The organism is Nitrososphaerota archaeon (assembly GCA_016872055.1).
GTDB lineage: Archaea > Thermoproteota > Nitrososphaeria > Nitrososphaerales > Nitrosopumilaceae > Nitrosotenuis.
In genome coordinates, this window is sequence record VHBH01000003.1 from 92,974 (window position 1) to 119,459 (window position 26,486).

Below are 26,486 nucleotides of genomic sequence, written 5' to 3' on the forward strand. Positions count from 1 at the left end.
GTGGCCAAAAAAGATGAACCTCTGCAAATGCGAGTAGGTGAGGCAAAGCAGAGAGATGTTGGGAAGAAAAGAGCTCGAATTGGTCCAGATGCGTTTGACTTTCTTAAAGTAAATCCAGGAGATATCATAGAGATTACCGGTAAAAAGGCAAGCTGTGCAGTTGCATGGCCAACGGATGAAGACGACAAGTTCCCAGATGTTGTTCGCGTCGACGGTCAGACAAGAAAGAACATTAGCAGTGCACTAAACGATATAGTAAAAATCAAAAAGGCATCAGCAAAAATAGCAAAGTCAATTGTACTAACACCTGTATCAGACGTTGTAACAGTGGATAAGGAGTTTACCGACTTTGTAAAGAACAGGCTCAAGGGACTACCGTTCTGTCAAGGGGACGAAATCTCTGTCATGATTTTGGGCAACCCGATGGATTTCAAGATAAGCAAGATTTCCCCAAGGGGAATTGTAACAATAGACAAGAGTACCGACTTTGTAATATCTGCAGACAAGGCAATCGACAAAAAAGTCCGAGTCACATACGACGAAGTAGGCGGACTAAAAAATGAAATCAAAATAATGCGAGAGATTGCAGAGCTGCCTCTACGACATCCTGAAATCTTTGACAGACTAGGAATAGAGCCGCACAGTGGCATACTCTTGTACGGTCCACCCGGATGTGGTAAGACACTCATTGCCAAAGTTTTGGCATCAGAGTCAGAGGCAAACATGTTTTCAATTAATGGGCCAGAAATAATGAACAAGTATTATGGTGAAACGGAAGCAAAGCTTCGTGACATTTTCAAGGAAGCAAAGGACAACTCTCCAAGCATAATATTCATTGATGAAATCGACGCCATTGCCCCAAAAAGAGAAGAGGCATACGGAGACGTCGAAAAAAGAGTAGTGGCACAACTTCTTGCACTAATGGACGGCCTCACAGATAGGGGAAACGTCATTGTTCTTGGCGCAACAAACAGACCAGACAGTGTGGATCCGGCACTGCGAAGGCCTGGAAGATTTGACAGGGAAATAGAGGTCTCGGTTCCAAACGTGGATGGAAGACTAGAGATTTTGCAAATCCACACACGAGGAATGCCGATTGCCGAAGACGTTGAGTTAAGAAGACTAGCAGCTGAATTGCACGGCTACACCGGAGCAGACATCAAGTCGTTGTGTAGAGAGGCGGCGCTCAAGGCAATTAGGAGATTTTTACCAGAAATCGATCTAGAGACGGAAAAAGTATCTGCGGAGATATTGCAATCAATGGAAATAACACTAGCTGACTTTTACGACGCAATACATGAAGTTGTTCCCACCGCGATGAGAGAATTCTATGTAGAGCGACCAAAGGTATTTTGGAAAAACGTCGGAGGCCTAGACGAAGTCAAAAAGTCGCTCCAGGAAAACATCATAGTTGCACTAAAAGAGCCGCAAAAATTCTACAGCATGGGAATCAAGCCTCCACGAGGAATTTTACTGTACGGTCCACCCGGATGTGGTAAGACACTTCTTGCGCGCGCAGTTGCAACAGAGAGTGGAAGCAACATGATCCTAGTCAGGGGGCCAGAAATTCTATCAAAGTGGATTGGTGAATCGGAAAAAGCAATAAGAGAGATTTTCAGAAAGGCAAAGACATCCGCGCCATGCACTATAATATTTGATGAAATGGACTCGCTTGCAAGAATAAAGTCAGGCGAAGAGGCAGGAATAGGCCAAACAATACTGAGTCAGCTCCTCACAGAAATGGAGGAAAGTGGGCCATCGCGCGTAATAGTGATTGGAATTACCAATCGACCTGATTTACTAGACAGTTCACTGCTCAGACCGGGAAGATTAGAGCCAGTACTATATGTCCAGCAGTCAGACGAAAAGGGAAGGCTTGAGATAATCAAAATTCTAACAGAAAAGATGCCACTGTCTGAGAACGTAAACCTAGAAGAGATCTCAGTTTCTACCCAAAATTATACTGGTGCTGATTTGTCGGCTTTGTGCAGAGAGGCCGGGGTTCACGCAATGCAGAACAATTCCGCCAAAATAGACAGTACAGACTTTGCTGCCGCCCTCAAGAAGATTCGACCATCAATCACAAAGGAAGTCGACCAGTGGTATTTAGCAATAAGGGAAACTATTTCTAATGTCGTACCAAAGTCAAGAGATAGAGCATTTTACGGATAAACCATGGCAGATTTTCCAATAAAAAATATCGTGTTTGAAAAGATCAAGGATGTCACGTCAATAACAGATACAGATTTGGTAAAAACACTGACTAAGGCAGGCCACACACTGGCAGAAGACAAGTTAAACAAAATTTTGTTAGACTTGGAGATAATGGGCCTAATCCGTGTGTCATGGCTCACAAAGGACACACGACGAGTTGAGGTCGTAGTACAAGAAGTCGAAGAAGATGAATACGAAGAGCAAAACAAGGAAATGATGGAAAAAGACTATGAAGCATCTTTTCCCGGTGTTGAGGATTCCTAGATCCTAAAGTGAAACGCAGCATCCAGAGCCACTGCTACAAATATTATTGTCAGATATGGTGCCGTGACTTTGTACGCCTTCCATGCAAAATCCGATGTTGGATTTTTTGTGAGCTTGTAGTGGTACACGAGCATCAGACTACCACTCGCTGCGGCAATTGCCACATAGACTAGCCCTAGGCCAAATGCATACAATGCCAGTGAGTATGGCAGTAGTATTGCAGTATTTGCCAGAATATACTTTGATGTTTTTTGCATTCCAATTAGAACAGGTAGCATTGGTACCCGCGCCTCTGCATAATCATCTCGTATTTTCATGGCAAGGCACCAAAAGTGAGATGGCGTCCACACAAAGACCAAAAAGCCTACCAAGAATCCAAGCAGGTCAATTCCCATAGGCGGGACAAATCCGGTTGCCGCAGTCCAGCCAGCCATAGAAGCAGCACTTCCTGCAAAGCCACCAATTACGATGTTGGACGAGTTTTTTCTCTTAAGCCAGGCTGTGTAGATTATCACATAAAAAAATATGCCAAGACCTATGAAAAATGTCGAGACCCAGTTTAGTGTAAAATATGCATAAACAACAGACGCTACGCTGACTGCGAGTCCATATGCTAAAACAGTTGGCGCCTTTATTTTTCCAGCCGGGATTGGCCTAGAGTTGGTTCGCTTCATAAGGGGATCGATGTCACGATCGTAGTAATGATTCAGTGCGCTAGAACCTGCAGATGCCAGACCACCTGCAATTATGATGTGGAGTAAACCCATTGGATCAAGTTCTGGGCCGATTAGTTTTGATGCGGCATACATTGACGTTACCGCCGTGATAACTAGTAAGACCACAATTCTTGGCTTTGATACTTCGAGTAGTTCTTTTGCTACCAAACTACTCAAAAACGCCCAACTAGGCATTTAATTTCTTCGACGAGTTTCCGCTACAAAAGGAATAAGTACCTCACTTTAGGCATCAAGCTCAAATGAGTAATTGGGACCTCATGATGCCAGGAATGGGTCTGACTGCCATAGGCATAGCCGGAGTTACCCTTTCTTATGCTGGAATAGCGCACACATTCATTGATGGAATGCATGCTCTAACTGGCCTTACCATGTTTATAGGATTGATATTTTTGGCTGCCGGAATTTTGGACGGCGGTATTTCAACTAGCAATAGAGCCAAGGCAACGACTTTGGTTATTTTGGCAATTTCGCTTTCGTTTGGTGCTACCGCACTAATTTTTAACTCCATAACAAGCATCCCAACATTCATCGGAGTCATGCTAATTGTCACAGTTCCGGCAATAGTGATGGCATATGTATCAATGAAGATGCCGCAATACGCAAAGCCTGTAGGGCTCATATTCGTTATTGCCACAGGAGCTGCAATTTCAGCCTATGTTGGATTTGGATTATACGGACCGTCGCAATATTTGGTTGCACCCATAGAGGAAGTAGAAGAGGAAAAAATGGCTGCACCTACTGTACCAATAACTTCAATTTCAATACTCAAGGGCTCTGCAGTCCAGGGAGCACCGGACTATGATCCAGATATGGCCATAGTGCCTGCTGGAAATAATATCGAGTGGACAAACTACGACGAACTACCACACGCAGTCACTAGCTCAGCTGATGCTGGCGCTACGTTTGACTCTGGAATTATTAATGCAGGGGCAAAATATCTACTTGACACATCCAAGTTGCAGCCAGGAACATACGAGTACCTTTGTATCATACACCCGTGGATGGTAGCATCATTTGTTTACGGAGAAGCAACTCCGGTAGTACCTACAGTAGAAATTTCAATTCTCAAGGACTCGTCCATACAAGGAAACCCAGACTATGATCCAGATACAATACAAGTAACCAAGGGAGACACAATAGTTTGGACAAACTATGACTCTATGATGCACGGAGTCTTACATGTTGGAGACGCTCCTAAATTTGATTCATCGATATTCAATGCAGGTGAGACATTCAAGCTAGACACATCAACTCTTGAGCTTGGCAATTATGACTATTTCTGCATAATTCATCCTTGGATGAAGGCATCATTCGACTTGGTAGAATCGTCAGGAGGGCGACTAGCAGAAGGTGCAATTGCAACCGTTCCAAACTCCGCGCCGCTAGAAACGCCAGTAGAAGATGCATCTGTTGAGATTCCTGTCGAAGTTCCCTCAGAACCAGCGACCGAAACCCCAACGGAACCAGAGATCCCAGTAGAAGAGTCATCTGTTGAGGAAACACTTTCAGAAATATTAAGTGTACCAGCTGAGCTGGTACTAGTAGATATGGCAGTAGGCACTGCATCAAACACTGAATGTGATGATGAGTGTTTTGTTCCAAGTACAGCATATGTTACAGTTGGAGGAATGGTAACTTGGAAAAACGCTGACACTGTAGTACACACTGCAACAGAAGTGGAGTCCAAGTTTGACTCTAGCTTAGTCATGTCAGGCGCAGAATATTCCTACACATTTGAAGAGGCAGGTACATTTGACTATTATTGCATAGTCCACCCATGGATGAAGGGTATAGTAGTCGTAGGTTAGCTTGCAAAAAACAATAATCCTAAACCAATTCCAAAAACAAATTCTAATAGATCACGCAAAAAAAGGCGCACCTGCCGAATCGTGTGCACTCCTTTTTGGCAAAGAAGAATCCAACATATCCACAGTAAGAGAGATTTTTCTAACAAAAAATACAGATAATTCGTCCATAAATTTCACCATATCAAATGAGGAACTGTTGCGCGGATATCAGGAGGCGGAAACAAAAGGACTAGATGTTATAGGAATCTTTCACTCACACCCGCACTCAGAAGCAAAACCATCCTCTACTGACAAAAAATTCATGATGCTAAACCCAGTCGTGTGGGTAATATTCTCAAACGCGCATAACCAGCTAAATGCGTTTGTGCTAGAATCGGAAATAAGTCAAGTTTTGATAAAAATTCAAGCATGAAAGACTAACTTTTTGTCAGATGTCTTTTTGATCACAGATACGTTTGGGTGGAGTATTTTGCCAATCACGTTAACTGAAGAGTACGGCTTGATCACAGAATCACTAAGTGGCGTGTTGCCATAGAAAAGACAAATTGCATTCCCCGGAGGCCAAAATGCCACATCAAACAAATCCACCACATCGTGGGCATTTTCTGGTCCAACAGAAAACGGTGCAGGATCCGTGTAGAGCTCTTTGCCCCAGACATTTGCCTTTATGGTAAGTGGGAGGCTTTTCAGAAATGCAGCTACAGTTTTGGGAGTCAAAGCATCATCTAATTCTAGTGTAATATTCTCAGAGTCTGGAATCCCAACTATTACCGTATGCTTCAATGACATCTTACCATCTTTGAATTAAATATCCCTTTTTTACATAAACAAAACATGATGGAAATACACGTCTACGACACATACGTAGAAGCAAAGGACGGCCACACCATGCACTTTGATGTCATAACATCGGAAAAAGATCATGGAAAGGCAATCCAATATGCAAAACAATGGCTCAAAACCATCGGTGAAGTCGAGGCCAAAGTGACAACAGAAGAATGTCAGTTTTGCCACTCACAGGGTGCGCCAAAGCCAGTAGAAGACGAAATCAAGGCGAAAGGATTCTTCATCCAAAAGATGGAAGGCTGTCCATAGCCCTTTTTTTAATTTTTAATTACATTTTAATTCCAAATTCAAGTCCCTATAACATGTCTAAAGAAGCAAAATATCACAAATTGACAGTTGAAGGCGACAGGAAAACACAGTGGATTTGTGGCTGCTTTGAGACGGTAGATAGTTTTTTTTGGTTCTGCCCTAAGCACAAAAACACTCTAAGCAAGGCAATCGAGGCTCAAATTGACGAGCTTGACATGACCGGAGTGGTAGAATGATTGACTTTTGTACTATCTTTTTTGCCGACAGTATCTTTAGTTATTCTTCTATTATTACAGGCAAGAAAGAAGAATTGTTACAACCAGTCTGGTATCAACTATGCTAGTCCATATCTTGCCAGAATCTCAAAGTTTTGCGCAAAGAAATCTATTTTTCAGGTATTATTGGAGATAAAAAACCACAAAAAAATCCGCTACTCACAGATATTAGAGTCGTAAAGGAAATCTCTCCGTCAATACTGCATGAGGTACTAAATCACTCCAAAGAGAAGGACTAGTAAAACGTGCAAAGTGCAGGAAGGTTCCGCCATATACGATAGAACACAGTATTACAAAAAGCGAATAGAACTAATCGTTGCAATCTATGCCCTGGTAAAGTGGGTGATGAAAAACAGAGAATATTTCTAGAGAACCAAGATTGCCACAAATGCACCAACAAAGACGATTGCAACCGTATTTAGCAATTTTATCACCGTGTTTAGTGCAGGTCCTGCTGTGTCTTTGTATGGGTCACCGATGATATCTCCAACCACTGCAACTTTGTGATCTTCGCTTCCTTTGCGCCCCTGCATTTCGACAAGCTTTTTGGCATTGTCCCATGCTCCACCAGTGTTTGCTAGGTGATACGCCAAAAAGATTCCAGTCACTACTGCGCCCATCAACAGTCCTGCGACTGCAGGTGGACCTAGGATAATTCCAAGAACAATCGGTGCGGCAATTGCAATTGAAGCTGACTTCCATAGTTCTCGTAGCGAGGCAACAGTGGCAATGTCCACACATTTTGCATAGTCGGGCTTGGACTTGCCTGTAAGAATCTCTGGGTCTGCCTTGAACTGGCGCCTAACCTCGTCGACCATTTTGGATGCTGCACGAGACACTCCACCAATCAGCTGACCTGTTATGATAAACGGAATCAGTCCCCCTACCAGCAAGCCGATTACGACCCCTGGATTTGATAGACCATAATCAAATGCATGTTCAAATACCTTTTCTGCTTCATATTGGAATGCCTGAATCATTGCAAGCGCTGCAAGACCTGCGCTGGCAATTGCAAATCCTTTGGTCACTGCCTTTGTTGTATTTCCAACTGCATCAATTTGATCTGTTACCTTGCGGTTTTCTTCACCCATCCCAGTCATCTCCACAATGCCGCCAGCATTGTCTGCAATTGGGCCAAATGCATCAATTGACAACACAATTCCTGCAAGGCTTAGCATTGCCATTGCAGTAAGCGATGTGCCAAAGATCCCATACAACATCGCCTGCGATGGATCTGGTGCGGCAGATGCTGCAACTGAAAATGAAATTACTATAGCCACTACCAGCGCAATCATGAACGGTCCAGTGGACTGCATTCCTTTGATTATGCCCATCAGTGTCAACGATGCATAGCCCCACTTGGCGGCATCTGTAATGTCCCTGACTGGCTTGTACTTGTAGTTGGTATAATGGTCGGTGATTCTCTGTATTACTGGAACCAGAATTACACCCACCACTGTGCATCCAAACAGTGCGTATGAGAGATTGTCATTTCCTAGGAACATTGTGGTAAAGACAAAGTTTAGGCCTATTGCGATTGCGGCTGAGACGTAAAACGAGACGTTTAGCGGCTTCATCACGTCTGTTTTTGTTTTTGAGCCAATTGTTACAGTGCCTATTATAGATGCAATAATTCCTGCGGCCCCAACCATGATTGGATAGGTCATAATTTTTGGAAGACCGATTAGTGCTCCAATTAGGATTGAAGCTAAAATTGTTACAATGTATGATTCGTAAACGTCAGAGCCCATTCCGGCAGCATCACCTACGTTATCGCCTACGTTGTCTGCAATTGTTGCCGGATTTCTTGGGTCGTCTTCTGGGATGTTTGCCTCTACTTTTCCTACCAGATCGGCACCCATGTCGGCTGCCTTGGTAAAGATTCCGCCGCCAATTCTAATAAACAACGCAATAAGACTAGCGCCGATACCAACACCAGCAATTGTGATTGGGTCTGGAAATACCATAAAGAGAATCGCTAGTGCCAATAATGCCATTGCCGGAACTGCAAGACCTACTGTTGCGCCACCCCTGAATGCCAAGGCAAATGTTTTGCCAAGTCCACTTCCTGTTGCGTTTGCCGCCCTGACTGCGGCCTTGACTGTAATTTTAAGCGAGATTATTCCTGCAACTGCAGAAAGTGCTGCACCTACTGCAAATGCGATTCCGTTTGAATAACCAATGAAATAGCCAATTACAATAGAAAGACCGATTGCTATTGGCAAGATGATTTTGAGCTCTCGTCTCAGAAAGGCGGCTGCTCCTACTTTGACTGCATCGGATATGTCAGTCATTTCTTTTGTGCCAGGATTTTGTCTAGTTACCCAGACAGCAAAGCCGGCGGCTACTGTAAAAGATGCAATTGACGCAATAATAGGAATTAAAAATTCTAGCGACAGTTCCATGATATAACTGCCTGCCTAAAAATACGGCATATAAACCATAAAACTAGAACTTTCTCTTTTTGTATGGCGGAAAGGTTTTGCCCTTGAGGACTTGGCGAACAAGCTTGTTGAATCTTTTTCCATGTGCCAGATATGGAAATCTCTGATGCACAAGCTCGTGGGCTATGGTATCGTCTAGTGTTTTTTCATCTGGGATCTTTTTGACGTTGATGAAAATGAGATTGTGTTGCATGTAGGATACTCCATAATACTTGTATGCAGTAGTTCGCCTCCCCATCGTCATTTCCTTTGGCATTTCTAGGACTTCTTTAGACGTCATTAGCACCTTGGGTTCTTGAATTGATAGTCTGTTAGAAAAAACCCCAGTCTTTTCCAAAATACCAAGCCGTAGATCGTCGTCTAGATACATCCATTCTTTGTTTTAGAATCAAACTAAATCATACATTGTCAATTCTTGTGCAAAAATTGGTTCAAGATCTTAATACTTGGACAGGATTTTTTTGTAGTTTTTTACCGCCTCGATTATTACTGTCTTGGCAGTGTTTGCAGAATCCCAGCCCAGTACCTCGACTTTTTTTCCTTCCAAGTCCTTGTACACTTGGAAAAAGTGAGCCATTTCTTTTAGGTGATGTTCCTCTATATGGATGACATCCTTCGTGTTCAGATATCTTGGGTCTGTAGTTGACACACAAATTATCTTGTCATCGGATTGGCCTTGATCCTTTAGTTTGAGCAGTCCGATTGGCCTGCACTCGATTAGTATTCCGGGAAATGTTGGATTTGTCACAAGCACCAATGCATCTAGCGGGTCGCCATCATCAGATAATGTCTGCGGGATTATACCATAATCGCCCGGATAATGAAACGGCGAGAACAGAACTCGGTCTAGCTTTATCATATTATGTTTTTTGTCATATTCGTACTTGTTTTGCGAGCCCTTTGGAATTTCTACTACCACGTTAATTATCTCTGGAATGTCGATTCCGGTCTCAATGTCGTGCCAGAAATTCTTTGTCATTAATCATCATCAGAACAGGAATAATCTATACTTTGAGATTAAAGGGTCAGAGTTTGTAGTGTGTAATCATTGATCATACAGCCACCGTCTCATCATACCCCTAGATCATACGATCCAGTAGATTTTTTGTTTTATTTCTAATTTCTTGTGTTATTTGCACTATTACTAGGCCTTCGTTTGGCTGGCCGTACATTACGACCGAGTTTTGCGGGGCATAAATGCAAACTGGAATTACAAGTAGGTCTTCTTCGCCATTTACCAGAATTTGGATTGGTGGTTTTGAGGAAAACGCTTGCCTAATAAGATCAATGCTTTGCTGCGTTATCTGAGCTGCCGGATTGTCACAGTATAGTTTTGTGGAGTTGCTTTGCGGAGGAATTCTCTTTCCCCTTTTTTCATATCCGTCTACTATCTGTAATGATGTCGTAAATCCATGTGCCAGAATTTTTTCAGTTGTCGCATCACCTACAGTTATGATATAGGAACTTTTTGGAATATGTTTTGCAATGTTTTCTTTAGTGGTGTCCTTGAGCAAAATTCCAAGTGGTTCCTTTAGTTCGTCGCGAAGAAAATCAGGTAATCTCAATGATATTATGCGGTTGCGCCTTGCATTTCTTCTTTTAGCTTTGCTGCCAAAATACTACACTGGGCTGCGACATTTTTTGCAGATGTACGAATTGCTTCAGCAGAGGGAGACGTCGGATGTGATAGAATTACCGGCTTGCCCTTATCTGAACCTTCCATTATTCCGGAGTTGAGCGGAATTTCTCCAATGAATGGAATGTTGAATTTTTCGCTGATTCGTCTTGCTCCTCCTTCACCAAAGATATAGTGTCTGTCGCTGCATTTTTGACAAATAAAATAACTCATATTTTCAATTACGCCCAAGATTGGAACGTTTAGTTTGTTGAACATGCCAATTGCTTTTGTTGCAACATTTGATGCAACGTCTTGTGGTGTGGTAACCACGAGTATGCCAGTTATTGGAATTGTCTGTGCAAGTGTAAGCGGTATGTCGCCAGTGCCAGGCGGCAAATCCACAATTAGATAATCAAGATTTGACCAGTTTGTGTCAACGAGAAACTGCTTTAGTATTCCAGATATAATTGGACCACGATAAATTGCGGCCTGATGCTCTTGCTCTGCAAAGAATCCAAAAGATACAACCTTGATTCCATTCATCTCTGCAGGTTGAAGTTTGTTGTTGTCTACTTCCATGAACGCCTTTTGCATTCCAAGCATCAGAGGAATGCTAGGACCATAGATATCTGCATCAAGCAATCCGACTTTGGCGCCAGACTGTGCAAGTGCCAATGCCAAGTTCAGCGATACTGTAGATTTTCCGACACCACCCTTGCCGCTAGCGACACCGATAATATTTTTGACAGAAGCCATTGCTTCGTCTGCATCTAAAGCACGTCCTTCCATGACTTTGGCAGTTACCTTGATGTCGGAGTTTTTGATTCCATCCAGTTCTCCCACTGCACGGCGAACGTCCTGCTCAATTTGGTCATTGAATGGACATGCCGGAGTAGTTAGTTCTAGTGTAAATTTGAGATTTCCCTCGTTAAGCTCCAAATCCTTTATCATTCCCATGGACACAATGTCTTTTTTGAGGTCAGGATCAATTACGGTAGCAAGTTTTGTGAGAACCTGGTCAATGCCAACCATGCACAAAAAATTTTAAATACATTATTTAAAGATAGGTCGAATTTCAAAACAGCGAAATAATATAGAAGATAATTACAACTTCTTAGGGATTCCTAATTATAAATTATTTTTTGCCTAATCAAAAACCAATCAATACAAAATTCATGCAAAATTTGACACCGGCACACCAAGATTCACAAAAATTATTGCAAAGTTACCCAAAGATTCATAAATTCTACGCATGGAGTTTCGCACAGTTGTTTTCTATATCGACCTTAGAGGATGTTGTTAGGATCCCGCCAAGCATGTTTGGTGCATCACTAAGAAAGGCAGCAGTTGCTATTCTCAAGGAAAAATATGAGTCCATGATCAACGCAGAGCTTGGATATATCATCATGATTTTAGAGGCTAAAGTAGACGAAATGGGGAAAATGATTGCAGGTGACGGCGGAACATACCATCGAGTCGAATTTGAGGCATTGACATTTACTCCAAAACTACAGGAAATTGTTCTGGGAGAGATCGTAGACATTACAGACTTTGGCGCATTTGTCAGAATTGGTCCAACAGATGCACTCTTACACCTATCACAAGTGATGGATGATTATTTACAATCGGATGTTAAGTCAGGCATGATTATTGCAAAGCAAAGCAACCGCACACTAAAGGTTGGTTCATTACTTCGCGCAAGAATCACTGCAGTATCATTAGGCAAAGCAGCAACGATGGGTAAAATTGGAATTACATGTAGACAACCGTTCTTGGGAGCAGAAGATTGGATTGCAGAAGAGATAAAGAAATCTGGTAAAGATGGCGCAGCAACAGAAAAGAAAGAAAAGAAGCCAGTAGAAGTGAAAAAGTAATGGTCAAAGAGATGGCTTGCAGAAAATGCAAGTGTGTTTTTGTTGGAAAAGTTTGCCCAGTTTGCAAATCATCTGATCTGACACCAGACTGGACAGGCGTAGTACTAGTTGGCGACCCGGAAAACTCATACATTGCCAAGACTTTGGGAATCACCCAGAAAGGTAAGTACGCAATAAAAATCGCCTAAGAAATATTTTGTTTGATTAAAACATGCACATACTCTTAGTGAAACAGTAAAAATGGCAAATTGTGTTATCTTATAGTCACTTTTTTTATGAAGAAATTCTCAAATCAGAAGACACACATGATCTGGTAGAAAAAATCTGAATGGATTGTATGAGCAAGCACGAAGAAGCAATTCTAACTAATCGACATAGAAAAAGCTCTATTTAGGCGCAAAACCACACGATGTGATTGAACACCAAAGAGCTTGCCAGATTTTTGGCAGAAGACATCAACCGTGGCGATGTTACTAGTATAATTTTATCAAACAAAAAAATCACTGCCACAATAATTGCGAGACAAGATGGAATAATCGCTGGCGCAAAGTACGCCAAGGAAATCTTCGCGATGAAAAAATGTAGGGTACAGATAATGCGAAATGACGGTCAGACAATAAAGGCAGACCAAGTTGTGCTCCAAATTACTGGTCCTGCAAGATCAATTCTTAGCTGCGAGCGAACCGCACTGAATCTATTATCCAGAATGAGTGGTATTGCGACTGCCACAAACCAGCTTGTAAGGCAAGTAAAAAAGATCAGCAAAAAAACAGACATCTATTCCACAAGAAAGACTGCGCCTGGGTTGCGCTTTTTTGACAAAGAAGCAGTAGAAATCGGAGGTGGGAAAAAGCACCGAGTAACCCTGTCAGACATGATAATGATCAAAGACAATCACATTGCAGTAGAAGGCTCTATTGTAGAGCTAATCAGGCTAGCAAAGAAAAGAGCGAAGATCTTTGAAGTCGAGGTGGACACATTTTCTGATGCAATACTTGCTGCAACACTTGGTGTTCCAATAATAATGCTAGATAATTTCTCCCCAGATTTAGTAAAAAAGACAATAAAGCAACTAGAGAGAATGCAACTACGAAAGAACATTCGTCTTGAGGCTTCAGGCGGAATCAATATACAAAACATCAGGGAATTTGCAAAGACTGGAATAGACATGATTTCAGTTGGCAGTATTACAAATTCTGCCAAAGCAATCGATTTTAGTCTAGAAGTTTAGCTAATAGCAAGCATTCGTTCAATAGCCAATCTTGCCTTGTCTGCAGTAGATTTTGGAACTCGTACTTCGTATTTTTCTTCAAGTAATGCAGAATACACCTTGTCCAGTGTGATCATTTTCATGTACTGGCATACTGCTCCCCTTGATGCAGGAATGAAATTCTTGCCCGGATTTTGTTGCTGCATTCTGTATAGGATGCCGGTTTCTGTTGCAACTACAAAGTTCTGCCCAGCAGATTGTTTTGCATAGTTCATCATGCCTTCAGTTGACATTATCTGGACTTGACGGGCTTTGTAGTCACCTACTGCAACATCATACATTATTTGAGATGTGCAACTGCATTCTGGATGAACCAACAATTCCGAGTTTGCATGTGAATCTAGAAGTTTGTGTATGTCGTCTGAGCGTATTCCTGCATGGACGTGGCATTCGCCTGCCCAGATGTACATATTTTTTCTTCCAGTCATCTTTGCCACATACGAGCCCAAGAACATGTCTGGCAAAAACAAAACATCCTGGTTTTCAGGAATTGCTTTGACTACATTTACTGCATTTGATGATGTACAACAATAATCCAGCTCGGACTTTACTTCGGCAGAAGTGTTGACATATCCCACTGTAATTGCTCCTGGGTGTTGCTTTTTCCAGTCCCTTAGCTGGTCAACGGTTATCGAGTCTGCCAGTGAGCAGCCCGCAGCCAAATCCGGAATTAGTACCTTTTTGTCAGGGCAAATAATTGCAGCAGTCTCTGCCATAAAGTGAACACCGCAAAATAGAATGGTCTTATGCGGAGTCTTTGCCGCCTGTCTTGATAATCCTAGTGAATCACCTACAAAGTCTGCCACATCTTGAACTTCAGGTAACTGATAATTGTGAGCAAGTATGACTACATCTTTTTCTGTTTTGAGTTGAGCTATTTTGTCTTGTAGCATCCGATCATAGCAATATCGGAATTATTGATTTAAAGACTGGGATAATAGTGCGATTTTACAGATTTGGCCAAGATTACGGTAATTTTTGCCAGATTATGTTCCTATTTTGATATCATCGGTGCATATAGTACGTAGGCATTCAATGGCGGACAAAATTGCAAGCCTACTAGTCTTGGGGTTTGTCGGATCTGGGATATTTTCAACGTGGATGGTAATTTTGCCGAATTTGCCACGCGCCTCTATTTGATGTGTGTTTTTGTCAGTCTCAGGATCTGCTATTATTTTGACTGAGGTCTTTGTGCTTCCTAGACTTGCAAGACTAAGCAAAGCCGCAACGTTGATGTTTGCAGGAAATAGGGTCACTGCCTCCTTTGCAGGACCTTCAAAGATCATAGTCTTTTGTTTTATAGAACATACATCCATTTTTTTTGCCTCAAAGAATTTGGCGCCGGTTAGTGCCTTTGGGTTTTTTGTTGTCACTAGTGTGAGGGAGTCTAGCTCGTCTTTGACGGATTTTATTGCGTCAAGACCAGCAATTGCGCCAGATGGAAGATAGATTTTTTTCTTAAATTCCTTGCACGCATCAAATAAGATATCAAATACAGACTCGTCAAGCAGTGCTCCTACGCTCATTATCATCAAGTCCTTTCTGTTTTGCAAGATACTAAGTGCGTGATTTTTTACAGCGTCTTGTGACGCTGCTTCAACTACCATATCCACATTATTTGATGATAATAGGTGTGGATTTACAACAATGATTGGTTTTTTTGCTAGCTTAGCAGCAAGCGCCTCCGCTTTGGCATTATCAAAATCATAAATGTGAGTTAGTTCCGCAGGGATTTTGCCAGTATCTATTGCGAGTGCCATTTGTGTGCCAATAGCACCGCACCCCAAAAGCCCTATTTTCTTCAACACAGAACCGATCATGAAGCTAGTAAATGAATTAATGCATATTACCAAACAAATCAAAGTAGGAAGAATTAACTAGCCATGATATAGAAGCACATCCATGGCAAAAAGAAAAACCGGCAAGCACCAAAGATATGCAGATCAGAAAGCTGCTCGACGATGGCGTAAAAAGTAAATCAGCTTTGAGCTAGTCGCGTGTTAACGGTTCATTCATCCCAAGGGTTTTATTTTCTGCAATGAATGTAACCTATGCTTAACACGGTTTACAAAGAGGCAATTAAAAACCGCGAAAAGATACTCTCCGTTCTAAAGGGGCCCAAATTTGATCAAATAGTAGAGCGTGCAAGGCAAAACTGGGTAGAATACAAGCCAAAAAAGCAGGATGCCGTGTTATGTGGAATTGATTCTAGCTTTAACAGTACAAAATTTCAGGGAATGGAATTGTGGGTTGTGACCGCAGTTGCCATACAATCTGACGGTACAGTAGTAGACGATCTACACAGGCAGGGCTTGGGCAGGGTTGGCCTTGATATTTCAAGAATGGCAACCGAGATGGAAGTAGACATTTGCAAAAAGGCAGTCGAAGTATCAGATATTGTGATGATGGACGGCTCCCTATACTCGCAATTCATGACAAGGCAGGCAGGCCTGACTCCAGAAATTGTTCGAGTCATGACACACAAAGACAATGTCATTTTTATTGCAAAAACATCAAACACAAACGTCCAGTTCAAGGAACTGGGATCACTGGCAGGGGACATTTTCTATTATAATCATGCAACCAAAACGCCAGGATTTAGCAAGATTTTTGTTGACTCTGAATTTGGACGCGATAAGCAAATCTCTTCAATTTATGCAAGACTGTCAGACTCTACACCGCTAATCAAAATTGAATTTTTTGGCGGCAACCACTCTGAAGATGAGATAAAATCAATCCTAGACAGACTTTACAAGACAAGTGTCGGTGGATACCCCTACGCACTAAAGCTCGCACACAATAACTGCAAAATTAGCAGCGCAGATTTGGCAAAGCTTGTCAGTTTGTATGGGATATCAAATGAGATAGGGTCACGCGAAGTTTTAGAATGATCTCGGTTTGTGATTAATCACATTTAGTGTAGTTGTTCCTTTAATTCCAGCTAGCTTGCGAATCTTTTTTGTCACAATATCTGAGATTTCATTGTATGTCGGAGCCACAACATTGCAAATAATCTGCGATGAAAAGAGGACGTCGCCATCGATCACCTCTGTAATTTTGCTCAGGTTTTGCAAGGTGTCGACTTCTTTTCCCTTTTCGCAGTCAAGTAAAATGTATGCATAAGACATATAGGTATCCAAAACATCCTTGCCATCAATTTTTTTGACAATGGTGTTTTTGCCGTCTGCCATCAGAGTGTATGTTGCCCTAATTCTTGGAAGCTTGCGAATCTTTTTTGTTATAATATCTTTTAACAAATCTTCGGAGCTTACCTCCAGTTTGGTCAGAATGTCGTAGGTGCCAAACACTCCGGTTGCCATCTTGACAGAGTCAATTGATCTCAGGGAAGATAGAACATAGTCTTCAGAACCACTTTCGCATGTTATTAGGACGTATGCTTTTGCCAACCTAATCTATTAGGCCAAACTAGACAAAAAGTATTTTGTAAGTCACCTTTTTCAGTTTTTTACGTCAAATGTATAATTCAACAAAATGCAACTAGAAGTTTACTATTTGGCATATGTCGATTTACTTATATGGTAAATTTTACAATAAAATCCTATAATTATTCAAATATCATGAAATATAGATAAAATAATTATAATCTCTAATGTTTTTTTTACATTTTAATAAAAAACATTAATGAGTAAATCGCTTTTCGTGCATGGTTATACAGTCACTACAAGTCTATGCTAGCGTAAAATCATATGCCCTAAAGGGCAATCTTTTAACAAAAAAAGATCTACAAACATTATCAGAATCTAGGAACCTGGACGAGTTGGTAACCCGACTAAAGAATACGACATATAATGATTCCATATCAAAGGTAACAAAGCCATTTTCTGCGCAAAAAATAGAGCTTGCTCTACGAGACAGGCAAGCGGAGCTGCACCAAATTATGATGCAGGTATGTGGTGGATCTAATGTAATGTTTGCATATTACCTGAAATTTATTTTGCGAAATCTGAAAATTATTTTAAAAGGAAAAATTCTTGGCCGACCGCAAAACGAAATAGAGGCATCTCTGAGTCTGTATCCAGAAGGACTCATAAAAGAGCGTGACATTGTTCTCAAGGCTCTGGTTGCAAAAGACATCGAGGAGGCAGTTAGTGTTCTAAAGGCAATTGGGATTGGCGAAGAGGTAGAAAAGGCATATTCGCTGTATATTGAGAAAAAGCAAATACAGGTACTGGACTTGTATTTTGACAAGTCATTTTATGAGAACCTCAGTAAGACCGTCATGAGTTCAGGCGAATTCACATTACATTCTGTTTGTGGAATTGAGATTGACTTTTACAACATGATGAGTATTTTGCGGGGTAAATTCTGGAATCTGGATCAAAATCAACTACAGGATATAATTGTCTCAAACGTATCAAGTGAGGTAAAGGAATTACTTGCGCGGATGATTAGTGCAGATTCCATCAAAAATGCTTTAAATGAGCTTCTTAGGACTCGCTACAAGGATCTAGTTCCGCCAGATGAGGATGATGTGATTGTAAAGTTTGAGCGCTCATTTGAGCGCAGAATCTACGACACCATGAATGCCCAATTTGTCCGTATTTTTGGCTTTTCTACAGTAGTTGCAATAGTGAGACTCTTAGACTATGAAATAAGAAACCTCTCATCAATTACATTCGGTGTAGAACAAAATATTCCAAGTCAAACTGTGATGGACAGATTAATTGTAAAGGAAACTTAGCTTTGTCTTGCTATGTGATACTTGAGTTTCTCTACGGTAGACTTGATGTTGGCGCTCAATCTTTGATATGCCTCCAACGTTTGTCGATCTAGCAATATGTCTTTTTGTACCTTCCACTCTGAAGTAATCATTATCTTTGCATGTGATTCCTTTTTCGGCTTGTACTTGTACCAGTATGAGTCGTCCTTTACAATTTGCGAGATTTCATAGTTGACCTTGGCCTTTGGTTTGTATACAGATACTGTTATGGTGTGATCTTTGAGTAATGCATGCATCATGAGCTCACGCAGTTTTTTGTCTTCGTTAAGTACCGCAATTACATCGTCAGCAATCAAACCCGGAGGAAGTGTTGTGAGCTTGCCATATCCACTCCAAATAAAGTCCTCTACCTTGGAGTGAAATCTTCCTTTGAGTATTTTGGTCAGAGTTCCAAAGTTCAGCGGTCCAAGATCATACTCGGATGGAAAGGATAGAAAAAGTCGTAGCTTCCACATAGTTCCTTCTGCAATTCCCATTCCATAGAATCCTCCAGGGGCAAACCCACTTTTTGACACAGTTTTTCTCTTGAGTACGTCAATGTAATCGAAATCTCCGGTTACCTTGATTACTCCTCTGCTTGCTACTCCAGGATTTGGGCCGTCAAGGGATGAACGTGGATAATCATACTCAAAATCCATCATCCCATCTGGGATAAGCTGGCAATCTAGACCAAGTGAGTCTAGGTGCTTGTATAGTTTTTTTGCTAACTTTTCTTCGACAGTTGTTGCAACGATGGTGTCTGGATAGTGTAGCACTGGTAGTGTATGTATTCAATATTTTTAAGATTATCTATTTAAAATGAAAAGAATCTTAAAAATTACATGATCGATTATCGAAATTCAGACTAAATTAGGTATAAATGTGTAATTTTTACATCATGTTTAATTGCGCACATATGCTAAACAAAGGTCAGCTTAGAATCAATCTTGGAATTTATTTATCACGCCGGGTTAGTTTTTTGCATGAGATTTTTTGATGGGGTTGCACCATGACGTTAGGAGTAGTAATTGGTGAATCAAAACCAACAGCAGTCACTGCGCAGACATCGCGTCCATTGTCAGTTGGAGAATATGTAATAATTGATTCGCAAGATGGTAAACTGCTTGGCCTAGTTGAAAGATCATTTGTGACTAGCGCGGCACTGACTGATATTCATAATTTTGATGAGGCAATAGAAAGTAAGGAAATCGCAGATATTAATTCACGTGATAAGAGTTTCACTGCAAAGATTGGAATCTTGGGATACTTGGCACAATTGCAAAAAAGTGTCGTAGTGTTACCCGCAATTCCGCCAATTCCCGGAACTGGAATTTTATCTGCAACCAAGGATGATCTAGGGAATATTTTTGCACCGCAGAAAGACGAGTGGGTCAGAGTCGGTACGCTACTTAGAAATTCACAAATTGAAGCTAAAATAAACTTGAACAAAATTGTGTCTCGTCACTTAGGAATTTTGGCAATGACTGGAATGGGAAAAAGTAACTTGGTCTCATTGCTAGCAAAGCAAATTTCCACAGTAAACGGGACTCTGATAATTTTTGACTATCACAATGACTATGCAGACCTACACATACCTGGAATCAATGTAATTGACGCAAAAATAAATCCAAGACTATTGGATGCAATCACATTATCGGATGTTTTAGAAATTAGAGAAAATGCAGACATTCAACAAAGAATTTTGAGGTTAGCATTTAGTCCAGATGTCAAAGAATCTAAGAATTTTTGGGACGCATTAGACCACAATGTGGAGATGATTGGTGCAAATCCAGAACGAAAGGATGACAGGCACTCTGCAGATAGGGTACGAGACAAAATAGACGATGCCAGACATAGGTTCTCTGACGTTTTGGATCCAGACATCATGGATCCTCTCGGCCTCATAAAAGAAGGTAAGATAAACGTGCTAAACATCTCGGAGCTATCAGAAAAGCAGGCAAATGTTGCACTAGCGTACTATTTCCAAGAATTACTCACGGATAGAAAATCAGCATTGTTGGCAAAAAGCGCAAAGGCTAAGTCATCGCACAGGTACCGATTCGAGTCGCCAGTCTTTGTAATAATTGAGGAAGCGCATGTTTTCATTCCAAAGGGGGAGGAAACCCATACAAAATACTGGGCTGCCAAGATTGCCCGAGAGGGACGCAAGTTCGGCCTCGGACTATGCATAGTGTCACAAAGGCCAAGAAACATTGATCCAAATGTGCTATCACAGATGGGCTCACTTGCAGTAATGAAAATAGTCCAAGAAGACGACCAGCGCCAGATAACAGCTGCAGCTGAATCCATTTCTCATGATTTGATTAATCAGTTAACATCGCTAAATGTAGGTGATGCAGTGTTTGTAGGTCAATGGGTGAACCTTCCTGCCATAGTGCACATTGAGGAGGTAAAAAACAAGCCAGTAGGGTCTGATAAAAATGCCATTTCGGAATGGAAGTCTACGAAAAAATTCGAGAAGATTGCAAACGAATCCACGCAAAAATTAATACAAAAAGATCTATTGCTTGACTAGTATGATCTTTTCCCATATTTCAGATACGCATTTGGGTCTAACTCAGTACGGATTACAAGAGCGAGAGGATGATGTCTATTCTGCGTTTAACGAGTCAGTTGATGTCTCCATTAAGGACCATGTGGATTTTGTGATATTTGCAGGAGACATTTTCCATGTACCAAACCCGACCGGCACTGCAATACTGCAGATGGCAAACGCGCTCAGGCGCCTCAAGCAAAACAACATTGATTCGTTTTTTGTGCTAGGTGAGCACGACATTTCTCGGATTCGCTCTGCGCCAATTCCGTACGTGTACCATAATTTGGAATTCTCAAAATATGTAGGCAATGGCAAGCCATTTGTATACAAGGACGTTCTGATTGCGGGTTTTGATAAGATCAGACGAGGGGAAATGCCCCAGTTTTTGGATCGATTTTCGGAGATTGATAGAATTGCATCGCAGCATACAGGCCATAAAATTCTGATAATGCACCAGGGAATTGCTGAGGTAAACCAGTTTGCAGGCGAGCTTACATCAACAGATCTGCCAAAAAATTTCACATATTATGCTATGGGTCATCTACATGATAAGTTCCTAAAGCAATTCCCACATCTTTTAGGACCAATCGCATACCCAGGTTCAATAGAAATGACAACAAGCGAGGGAATCAAGGAAACGCAGAAAGGATTCTATATTGTCGACATTTCCACAAGCGAGGCAAAACCAAACTGGATAAAACTCGATACGCGTCCACAGTTATCAGAAAAAGTTGAATTTGAAAAACTATCACAGTCAGTAAGCAGTATTTTAGACAAAATTTCAACTCTTTCAAAAAAACCCATCGTGGAACTAAAAATCCACGGAAAAGAAATCGAGTCAGAGATAATCCAGACTCAGATTGCAAGACTAGCACCACATACCTTACACTATACCTGGAAAATACTACAGGCGGAGGGCTCCAATGGTACAATACTATTAGAGAGACCATCAAGTATTGACGATGAATTATTCAGACTGGCATCAAACTACTTGGGATCAAATGAAAAGGCGATATTCGCTATACAGGAACTGCTACCATTACTATCATCAAACAAGGTAAAGGAAGCAGAGCAGGCAATCCTAGAGGACTATGAGAGGTTCAAGAAATGATAAAAACCATAGAACTAGGCAATTTTATCTCGCATTCGGAGACAAAGCTGGACTTTGATGACGGCGTGACTGTTTTTGTAGGGGACAATGGTGCTGGAAAATCAAGCATAATTGACGCCATAACATTCGCATTGTTTGGAGAGCACACACGCAAGTCAAACAAGAGCCTAATCAGGCGTGGAAATACGCAGGCATATGCCAAAGTCAGATTTAGCTCAAAGAGTAGGACATTTGAGGCCACACGCAAAATAGACTCGAAGGGCACACTTGCCGCCCAGTTTGTCGAAATCCAGGGAGACCAGGAGATATTGCGCTCTGCTGGTGAGCGCAGGCAGTTTGGCGAATCCACTACACATGAAATAGAATCCACATTAGGACTAGATTTTCAAAAACTAAAGGTCGCATCAATTGTCCAGCAGGGCGAACTGAGCTCCATAATCAAGGCAAAGCCAAAGGAGTTCAAGGAATTGCTCAATGCAATAATTGGGATCGACAAGCTTGACTTGGCATCAGAGAACCTCAAAATGGTGCAAAAATCATTTCGCCAGACAATTTACAGAAAATTTGGCTACGACGACACCCACATTCCGCTATTAGAAAAAGAAATTGAGGAAAAAAACCTAGAGATAAAAAATTGCGAGCCTCAAATGTTTGAATTACAGCAAAAAAAGGAAGCCAAGGCCAAAGAACTTGAAATGCTGCAAAGCAAAATTAGTCTTGATTCTGCCAAAGAATTGACACTTAAGCAAATCGAGGAGCGAAAATCAGAATTTACAAAATACGTCAAAGATGCCATAATATCAATCCAAAAAATCATCATAGAAAAGGAGAGAAAGATTCGCGACTGCCAAGGCTGCTTTGAGATATCCGGTGAAAAAGACGAACTGGAGGTAAGACTCGAGTCAATAAAGTCCCAGATCGAGGATTCAAGAAGAAAGAGCACCGAACTAGAAACGAAAAAAGCAGTCCTAATAGAATATGCAGAACTTGCAAAAAAGCTTCAGCTCCAAGATGGAAAATGTCCAGTCTGCGACTCTCATGTGAACAGACTCAAGCCAATCTTTCAAGTAGAACATATCAAAGAAGAACAAGAAAGCATCAAATTACAAATCCAGTTACTAGAATCAAAAAAATCAAGCCTAGCTCAGGAAGAAAGGGAAACAATAGAGCACAGTAAAAAGGCAACAGCGGCAAAAGCAACACTTGACGCTCATTCTATACAGAGTTCAGAGCAGATCAACATTCTGGTCCAGGAAGTAGAGGCACAAAAGGCGCAAATCCAGAAAATTCCACTCGTCATGACCACATCTGGCTTGCTGGAAGCATCAGAGATTGATTCTCACGCAAAAATATTATATGAAAAAATCGTAAAGATGCAACAAGAAATAGAAGGATTTGATCAGGCCGAATTTACCAAGCTAAAATCAAAAACAGAATCGGCCAAAAAAGAACTCAGCGGACTAGACCAGGAATACGGCGCAGTAACACAAAAAATAACACACGCAGCAGCACGAATAGGTCAAATCAAGTCAGTTATGTTAGAGCTGACACATGTGAAAAAATATATCGCGCAGCTGGATGAAATCCATGATAACATCTACAACCGGGACGGCCCAATTGCCATAAGCCTTCGATCATGGGCACTATCAACAATATCCGCAAAGGCATCAGAATACCTAGAGATGCTAAACACAAAGATCCACAGAATGACACTTGTGGAAAAAATTAGGGACATTTCCATTACGTGTTATTCCAAAAATACCATAATTGACATTGATTCGCTTTCTGGCGGAGAGCAGGTAAGTGTTGCACTGTCTCTTCGACTTGGTATGGCGCACTTGCTAGGATCATCTAATCTGAACTTTGTCATATTGGATGAGCCGACAACACATCTTGATAGTGAGCGACGTAGGTCCTTGGTGAGGGTTTTGTCCCAGCTGACTGACGTTGCAAACACAAACCCAATCCAGTTTATTATAATAACACACGATGCCGAAATCTTTGAAGACTCTTCAGTTGAGAAAATTTATCGATTCGAGTCCAGTGAGAACGGCACACAGGTAGCCTTGCTCTAGCCGCCGGTCAGTTTTGCAAACTTTTCGTTCTTGGAAAGCTTTTCCATAAATTGTAGGTTAGATAGTGCGACTATTGCAGATTCAACAACAGGCGGGCTTGGATCAGATAATGCCCTGGTCAATGTTGGAATTGCGTCTTTAGCGCCCACAACTCCGAGTGCAATTGCTGCCTCGTGTCTGACAAACATGCTTGGGTCATTTGACGTGGCATCCTCAAGATGAGGAATTGAGCTTCTATAACCCATTTGCCCAAGAGAAAATGCGGCCTCGTGTCTGACCAGCTCGTTTTCATCGTTTTTTAGAACCTTGGCAATGTATGGGATCTTGTCCTCGCCGCCAAAGTCAACTAGGATGCATGTAGCCCTAGTCCTGATCACATAATCGTCATTGTCCAGCAGTTTTACAAAATAGTCGACGTCCTTTTTTTCATATCTGTCTTCCATTTCTGCAAAGAGTGCCAGTCGTTTTTCTGGGATTATGTCCATGTAATTTGCGGATTTGCTGGCTGTTATATTATTGTTGTATGATACAGTTAGATTTTATAATAAAACCAAGAATCAAAAACAGATGTCAGCCCAAATAGGCCAAAAGGCGCCAAACTTTGAGGTCTCAAAGTGGATTCAAGGAATGCCGACAAACTTTGATCAGGAAAAAGACCATATTGTCCTAGTTGAGGTATTTCAGGTAAACTGTCCTGGATGCTTTTTGTATGGAATTCCAGAGGCTATCAACATTTACAACAAGTACAAGGACCAAGGCGTGCGGATCTTGGGAATTGCGACTGCGTTTGAGGATTTTGATAAAAATACTGTAGAAAATTTGGAGTTATTAGCAAAGACGGGTGAAACAGTGGGTGAGACGAAAAAAGCACTCGCAATGTACGGTAAAAGCTCTGACGGTAAAATCCCCTACAAGATTCCGTTTCCGCTTGCAATGGACAACCTAGTCAAGACAACAGGCAAGCCCTCACCGCAAATAGTAATGGAGTTTATCAAGTCACAGCTGCCCGACTTTGATGCGCAACCAGAAGAATATAGAAAGCAGATAATTGCGCGAGCAGAACAATACATGATGTCAAAGGAATACTCCGCAGGAACATTTGACAAGTTTCAGCTGCGTGGCACGCCGTCTACCATCCTAGTTGACAGAAAGGGAATACTGCGCGATGTTTCGTTTGGCCAATCAGGACACATAGAGTCCATGATTGACCAATTATTACACGAAGGTTAGGCCTTCTTTCTCTTGAGGTAAACTGCCGCAGTTGTTGCGGCACCACCTGCAATCACAATTCCCACTGCTGCTAGGATTATCATGGTATTGTCAGGTTTTTCCTCCAAGATTTCAATTGTTTCTATAACTTCTTCTTGTTGTTCGACAAAGTCGCTTTGTATCTCTAGTATGTGTGCACCTTTTCCCACAAACTCTAGTGTTACAAATGAAATCCTTTCATTTTGCAAGACTTTTGGTATAATTTGGGCATCATCTAAGATGAATTTCAGCTCGCCCTTTGTTATCTCGTTTGGAATTTGCAGTTCGACGAGATTATTCTCAAGGCTACTGTTGATTGTAAATATGAGCGTGTCATCCTCAAATGAAACATTTCTTACATCAAAGTTTGCGACGGTCTCTATGGCATACGGTTTGGAGTTTACCATAACAGAAAATGTTGTCTTGAGGCCTGTCTTGTCAGAGATTGCGGCAAATGCCGGCAACACTACAACTAGTAACAATAATGCAAAGAGAATTTTCAATTTATGCAGGAATGACTCTTTTTCGTAGTTCTTTGTCCTTGACAATTCTTGGATGTGCCTTGTCTGCTAGGATAATTTCAAACCAATAATGGAATCCATCCTTGTACAAAAAGTATGAACCAAGCAATTTTAGGTTCTTGTATTTTTCTGTGGTTCTCTGCTCCGCCACACCCTGCATGTTAATGTCTGCCTTGATTCTAGTGACGCCAAGGTGCTTTTGTCTTCTTCCTGCTACTGGTCTTTGTCGCCTCATACCACCGGTACCGACGCGAGTGCGAATAACTACGATTCCTTGCTTTGCCTTGTAGCCGAGTCGCCTTGCTTTTGCAATTCTGCTTGGCTTGTCAATTCTGAGGAATGCTGGCTGTTTTCTCCACTCTATAGCTGTCTTTCTTATCTCTGGTGAGTTTTCTTGCCAGTGTTTTAACCAGACGCGATCTTGTGCGGTAAGCATTAACGCGATTATTTTTTCCCCCTTAATATGCGTAAGCTGGAAAATGAGCACAAAATGTCTGCGAGTGTCAGAATTTGCCTAGGCTAGTTTCACCCGCAGGAACTAATAGTTCAGTACTATTCCAAATCACATCGTCATAAGTATGTCGTAGTTTGGACTTTTCAAAGACCAGTATGACATATGGCATAGTTTCTAACGTACTGCATGCCAGAAAACACA

At 41.5% G+C, this 26,486-nt stretch carries 28 protein-coding genes and 1 pseudogene; 15 read left to right on the plus strand and 14 right to left on the minus strand.

Annotation, left to right across the window (positions count from 1 at the left end):
* Both FJ354_03695 and FJ354_03700 read left to right on the plus strand, forming a co-directional pair.
* Positions 1-2,172 carry a CDC48 family AAA ATPase gene (locus FJ354_03695; GenBank protein MBM3905772.1) on the plus strand — a complete coding sequence of 724 codons (2,172 nt, stop codon included), beginning with the start codon at positions 1-3 and terminating at the stop codon, positions 2,170-2,172.
* A 3-nt stretch (positions 2,173-2,175) separates the two neighbouring features.
* The gene (locus FJ354_03700; protein ID MBM3905773.1) at positions 2,176-2,478 is read left to right on the plus strand and encodes a hypothetical protein; all 303 of its coding nucleotides are present in this window, start codon (positions 2,176-2,178) and stop codon (positions 2,476-2,478) included.
* On the opposite strand, the gene cyoE is transcribed toward FJ354_03700, so the two are convergent.
* On the minus strand, positions 2,475-3,362 hold the full coding sequence (cyoE, locus tag FJ354_03705) for a protoheme IX farnesyltransferase (GenBank protein MBM3905774.1): 888 nt from the start codon (positions 3,360-3,362) through the stop codon (positions 2,475-2,477). The two genes, FJ354_03700 and cyoE, sit on opposite strands and share 4 nt — an antisense overlap.
* A 92-nt stretch (positions 3,363-3,454) precedes the next feature.
* Here cyoE and FJ354_03710 point away from each other — a divergent pair.
* Both FJ354_03710 and FJ354_03715 read left to right on the plus strand, forming a co-directional pair.
* Positions 3,455-4,534: pseudogene (locus tag FJ354_03710) on the plus strand (copper-binding protein).
* 490 nt (positions 4,535-5,024) lie between these two features.
* Positions 5,025-5,435, plus strand: a complete 411-nt coding sequence (locus tag FJ354_03715; protein MBM3905775.1) for a M67 family metallopeptidase — start codon at positions 5,025-5,027, stop codon at positions 5,433-5,435.
* On the opposite strand, the gene FJ354_03720 is transcribed toward FJ354_03715, so the two are convergent.
* A complete protein-coding gene (locus FJ354_03720; protein ID MBM3905776.1) occupies positions 5,426-5,806 on the minus strand; it encodes a hypothetical protein in 381 nt (126 codons plus the stop codon). The genes FJ354_03715 and FJ354_03720 overlap by 10 nt on opposite strands.
* A gap of 54 nt (positions 5,807-5,860) precedes the next feature.
* Between FJ354_03720 and FJ354_03725 the strand changes: the two genes are divergently transcribed.
* A complete protein-coding gene (locus FJ354_03725; protein MBM3905777.1) occupies positions 5,861-6,118 on the plus strand; it encodes a DUF2024 family protein in 258 nt (85 codons plus the stop codon).
* A gap of 53 nt (positions 6,119-6,171) precedes the next feature.
* Positions 6,172-6,354, plus strand: a complete 183-nt coding sequence (locus tag FJ354_03730) for a hypothetical protein (GenBank protein MBM3905778.1) — start codon at positions 6,172-6,174, stop codon at positions 6,352-6,354.
* A 404-nt stretch (positions 6,355-6,758) separates the two neighbouring features.
* Here the strand turns inward: FJ354_03730 and FJ354_03735 are convergent, their stop codons facing one another.
* From FJ354_03735 to FJ354_03755, 5 genes are all read right to left on the minus strand, one after another.
* The gene (locus FJ354_03735) at positions 6,759-8,792 is read right to left on the minus strand and encodes a sodium-translocating pyrophosphatase (GenBank protein MBM3905779.1); all 2,034 of its coding nucleotides are present in this window, start codon (positions 8,790-8,792) and stop codon (positions 6,759-6,761) included.
* Between the two features lie 49 nt (positions 8,793-8,841).
* Positions 8,842-9,207: a M48 family metallopeptidase gene (locus tag FJ354_03740; GenBank protein ID MBM3905780.1), complete on the minus strand. Its 366-nt coding sequence runs from the start codon at positions 9,205-9,207 to the stop codon at positions 8,842-8,844.
* A gap of 69 nt (positions 9,208-9,276) precedes the next feature.
* On the minus strand, positions 9,277-9,816 hold the full coding sequence (locus tag FJ354_03745; GenBank protein ID MBM3905781.1) for an inorganic diphosphatase: 540 nt from the start codon (positions 9,814-9,816) through the stop codon (positions 9,277-9,279).
* 100 nt (positions 9,817-9,916) lie between these two features.
* The gene (locus tag FJ354_03750; protein ID MBM3905782.1) at positions 9,917-10,402 is read right to left on the minus strand and encodes a DUF359 domain-containing protein; all 486 of its coding nucleotides are present in this window, start codon (positions 10,400-10,402) and stop codon (positions 9,917-9,919) included.
* A 5-nt stretch (positions 10,403-10,407) separates the two neighbouring features.
* The gene (locus tag FJ354_03755) at positions 10,408-11,487 is read right to left on the minus strand and encodes an Mrp/NBP35 family ATP-binding protein (GenBank protein MBM3905783.1); all 1,080 of its coding nucleotides are present in this window, start codon (positions 11,485-11,487) and stop codon (positions 10,408-10,410) included.
* A gap of 236 nt (positions 11,488-11,723) precedes the next feature.
* Between FJ354_03755 and FJ354_03760 the strand changes: the two genes are divergently transcribed.
* From FJ354_03760 to nadC, 3 genes are all read left to right on the plus strand, one after another.
* On the plus strand, positions 11,724-12,329 hold the full coding sequence (locus FJ354_03760) for a DNA-directed RNA polymerase (protein ID MBM3905784.1): 606 nt from the start codon (positions 11,724-11,726) through the stop codon (positions 12,327-12,329).
* A complete protein-coding gene (locus FJ354_03765) occupies positions 12,329-12,517 on the plus strand; it encodes a transcription elongation factor Spt4 (protein ID MBM3905785.1) in 189 nt (62 codons plus the stop codon). Before FJ354_03760 ends, FJ354_03765 begins: the two co-directional genes overlap by 1 nt.
* Positions 12,518-12,744: 227 nt before the next feature.
* The gene (gene nadC, locus FJ354_03770) at positions 12,745-13,560 is read left to right on the plus strand and encodes a carboxylating nicotinate-nucleotide diphosphorylase (GenBank protein ID MBM3905786.1); all 816 of its coding nucleotides are present in this window, start codon (positions 12,745-12,747) and stop codon (positions 13,558-13,560) included.
* Here the strand turns inward: nadC and nadA are convergent.
* Entirely contained in the window at positions 13,557-14,492 is a 936-nt protein-coding gene (gene nadA / locus FJ354_03775; GenBank protein ID MBM3905787.1) for a quinolinate synthase NadA, read from the minus strand. The genes nadC and nadA overlap by 4 nt on opposite strands.
* A 93-nt stretch (positions 14,493-14,585) precedes the next feature.
* A complete protein-coding gene (locus FJ354_03780; protein ID MBM3905788.1) occupies positions 14,586-15,404 on the minus strand; it encodes an aspartate dehydrogenase in 819 nt (272 codons plus the stop codon).
* Between the two features lie 246 nt (positions 15,405-15,650).
* Here FJ354_03780 and FJ354_03785 point away from each other — a divergent pair, with 246 nt between their 5' ends.
* Positions 15,651-16,490 carry a DNA double-strand break repair nuclease NurA gene (locus tag FJ354_03785; GenBank protein ID MBM3905789.1) on the plus strand — a complete coding sequence of 280 codons (840 nt, stop codon included), beginning with the start codon at positions 15,651-15,653 and terminating at the stop codon, positions 16,488-16,490.
* Here the strand turns inward: FJ354_03785 and FJ354_03790 are convergent.
* Positions 16,482-17,006 carry an Lrp/AsnC family transcriptional regulator gene (locus FJ354_03790; protein MBM3905790.1) on the minus strand — a complete coding sequence of 175 codons (525 nt, stop codon included), beginning with the start codon at positions 17,004-17,006 and terminating at the stop codon, positions 16,482-16,484. The two genes, FJ354_03785 and FJ354_03790, sit on opposite strands and share 9 nt — an antisense overlap.
* Before the next feature lie 257 nt (positions 17,007-17,263).
* Here FJ354_03790 and FJ354_03795 point away from each other — a divergent pair, with 257 nt between their 5' ends.
* Positions 17,264-18,301, plus strand: coding sequence for a V-type ATPase subunit (locus FJ354_03795; GenBank protein ID MBM3905791.1), 1,038 nt, complete (start codon positions 17,264-17,266; stop codon positions 18,299-18,301).
* Here the strand turns inward: FJ354_03795 and FJ354_03800 are convergent.
* Complete coding sequence (locus FJ354_03800) at positions 18,298-19,095, minus strand: hypothetical protein (GenBank protein ID MBM3905792.1); 798 nt, start codon at positions 19,093-19,095, stop codon at positions 18,298-18,300. The genes FJ354_03795 and FJ354_03800 overlap by 4 nt on opposite strands.
* Positions 19,096-19,328: 233 nt before the next feature.
* On the opposite strand from FJ354_03800, the gene FJ354_03805 reads away from it, so the two are divergent.
* The 3 genes from FJ354_03805 to FJ354_03815 are packed head-to-tail and all read left to right on the plus strand — an operon-like array spanning position 19,329 to position 24,062.
* Positions 19,329-20,855 (plus strand): ATP-binding protein, encoded by a 1,527-nt coding sequence (locus FJ354_03805; protein MBM3905793.1) that lies wholly within the window; start codon positions 19,329-19,331, stop codon positions 20,853-20,855.
* Position 20,856: 1 nt separating this feature from the next.
* Complete coding sequence (locus FJ354_03810; protein ID MBM3905794.1) at positions 20,857-21,987, plus strand: exonuclease SbcCD subunit D; 1,131 nt, start codon at positions 20,857-20,859, stop codon at positions 21,985-21,987.
* The gene (locus FJ354_03815) at positions 21,984-24,062 is read left to right on the plus strand and encodes an SMC family ATPase (protein ID MBM3905795.1); all 2,079 of its coding nucleotides are present in this window, start codon (positions 21,984-21,986) and stop codon (positions 24,060-24,062) included. The genes FJ354_03810 and FJ354_03815 overlap by 4 nt, the downstream gene beginning before the upstream one ends.
* Here FJ354_03815 and FJ354_03820 read toward each other — a convergent pair.
* Positions 24,059-24,547 (minus strand): HEAT repeat domain-containing protein, encoded by a 489-nt coding sequence (locus FJ354_03820; protein MBM3905796.1) that lies wholly within the window; start codon positions 24,545-24,547, stop codon positions 24,059-24,061. The two genes, FJ354_03815 and FJ354_03820, sit on opposite strands and share 4 nt — an antisense overlap.
* An 82-nt stretch (positions 24,548-24,629) precedes the next feature.
* On the opposite strand from FJ354_03820, the gene FJ354_03825 reads away from it, so the two are divergent.
* Entirely contained in the window at positions 24,630-25,292 is a 663-nt protein-coding gene (locus FJ354_03825; protein MBM3905797.1) for a redoxin domain-containing protein, read from the plus strand.
* Here the strand turns inward: FJ354_03825 and FJ354_03830 are convergent.
* Both FJ354_03830 and FJ354_03835 read right to left on the minus strand, forming a co-directional pair.
* Complete coding sequence (locus FJ354_03830) at positions 25,289-25,813, minus strand: hypothetical protein (GenBank protein MBM3905798.1); 525 nt, start codon at positions 25,811-25,813, stop codon at positions 25,289-25,291. The genes FJ354_03825 and FJ354_03830 overlap by 4 nt on opposite strands.
* Position 25,814: 1 nt before the next feature.
* Positions 25,815-26,267 carry a 50S ribosomal protein L15 gene (locus FJ354_03835; protein MBM3905799.1) on the minus strand — a complete coding sequence of 151 codons (453 nt, stop codon included), beginning with the start codon at positions 26,265-26,267 and terminating at the stop codon, positions 25,815-25,817.
* Positions 26,268-26,486 lie beyond the last annotated feature (219 nt).

Coding starts and splice junctions, on each gene's coding strand:
- FJ354_03700 (MBM3905773.1), top strand. CDS start 2,176: ATGGCAGATTTTCCAATAAAAAATATCGTGTTTGAAAAGATCAAGGAT.
- FJ354_03725 (MBM3905777.1), top strand. CDS start 5,861: ATGGAAATACACGTCTACGACACATACGTAGAAGCAAAGGACGGCCAC.
- FJ354_03730 (MBM3905778.1), top strand. CDS start 6,172: ATGTCTAAAGAAGCAAAATATCACAAATTGACAGTTGAAGGCGACAGG.
- FJ354_03740 (MBM3905780.1), bottom strand. CDS start 9,207: ATGTATCTAGACGACGATCTACGGCTTGGTATTTTGGAAAAGACTGGG.
- FJ354_03745 (MBM3905781.1), bottom strand. CDS start 9,816: ATGACAAAGAATTTCTGGCACGACATTGAGACCGGAATCGACATTCCA.
- FJ354_03755 (MBM3905783.1), bottom strand. CDS start 11,487: ATGGTTGGCATTGACCAGGTTCTCACAAAACTTGCTACCGTAATTGAT.
- FJ354_03765 (MBM3905785.1), top strand. CDS start 12,329: ATGGTCAAAGAGATGGCTTGCAGAAAATGCAAGTGTGTTTTTGTTGGA.
- nadA (MBM3905787.1), bottom strand. CDS start 14,492: ATGCTACAAGACAAAATAGCTCAACTCAAAACAGAAAAAGATGTAGTC.
- FJ354_03785 (MBM3905789.1), top strand. CDS start 15,651: ATGCTTAACACGGTTTACAAAGAGGCAATTAAAAACCGCGAAAAGATA.
- FJ354_03795 (MBM3905791.1), top strand. CDS start 17,264: ATGGTTATACAGTCACTACAAGTCTATGCTAGCGTAAAATCATATGCC.
- FJ354_03805 (MBM3905793.1), top strand. CDS start 19,329: ATGACGTTAGGAGTAGTAATTGGTGAATCAAAACCAACAGCAGTCACT.
- FJ354_03810 (MBM3905794.1), top strand. CDS start 20,857: ATGATCTTTTCCCATATTTCAGATACGCATTTGGGTCTAACTCAGTAC.
- FJ354_03815 (MBM3905795.1), top strand. CDS start 21,984: ATGATAAAAACCATAGAACTAGGCAATTTTATCTCGCATTCGGAGACA.
- FJ354_03820 (MBM3905796.1), bottom strand. CDS start 24,547: ATGGACATAATCCCAGAAAAACGACTGGCACTCTTTGCAGAAATGGAA.
- FJ354_03825 (MBM3905797.1), top strand. CDS start 24,630: ATGTCAGCCCAAATAGGCCAAAAGGCGCCAAACTTTGAGGTCTCAAAG.
- FJ354_03835 (MBM3905799.1), bottom strand. CDS start 26,267: ATGCTTACCGCACAAGATCGCGTCTGGTTAAAACACTGGCAAGAAAAC.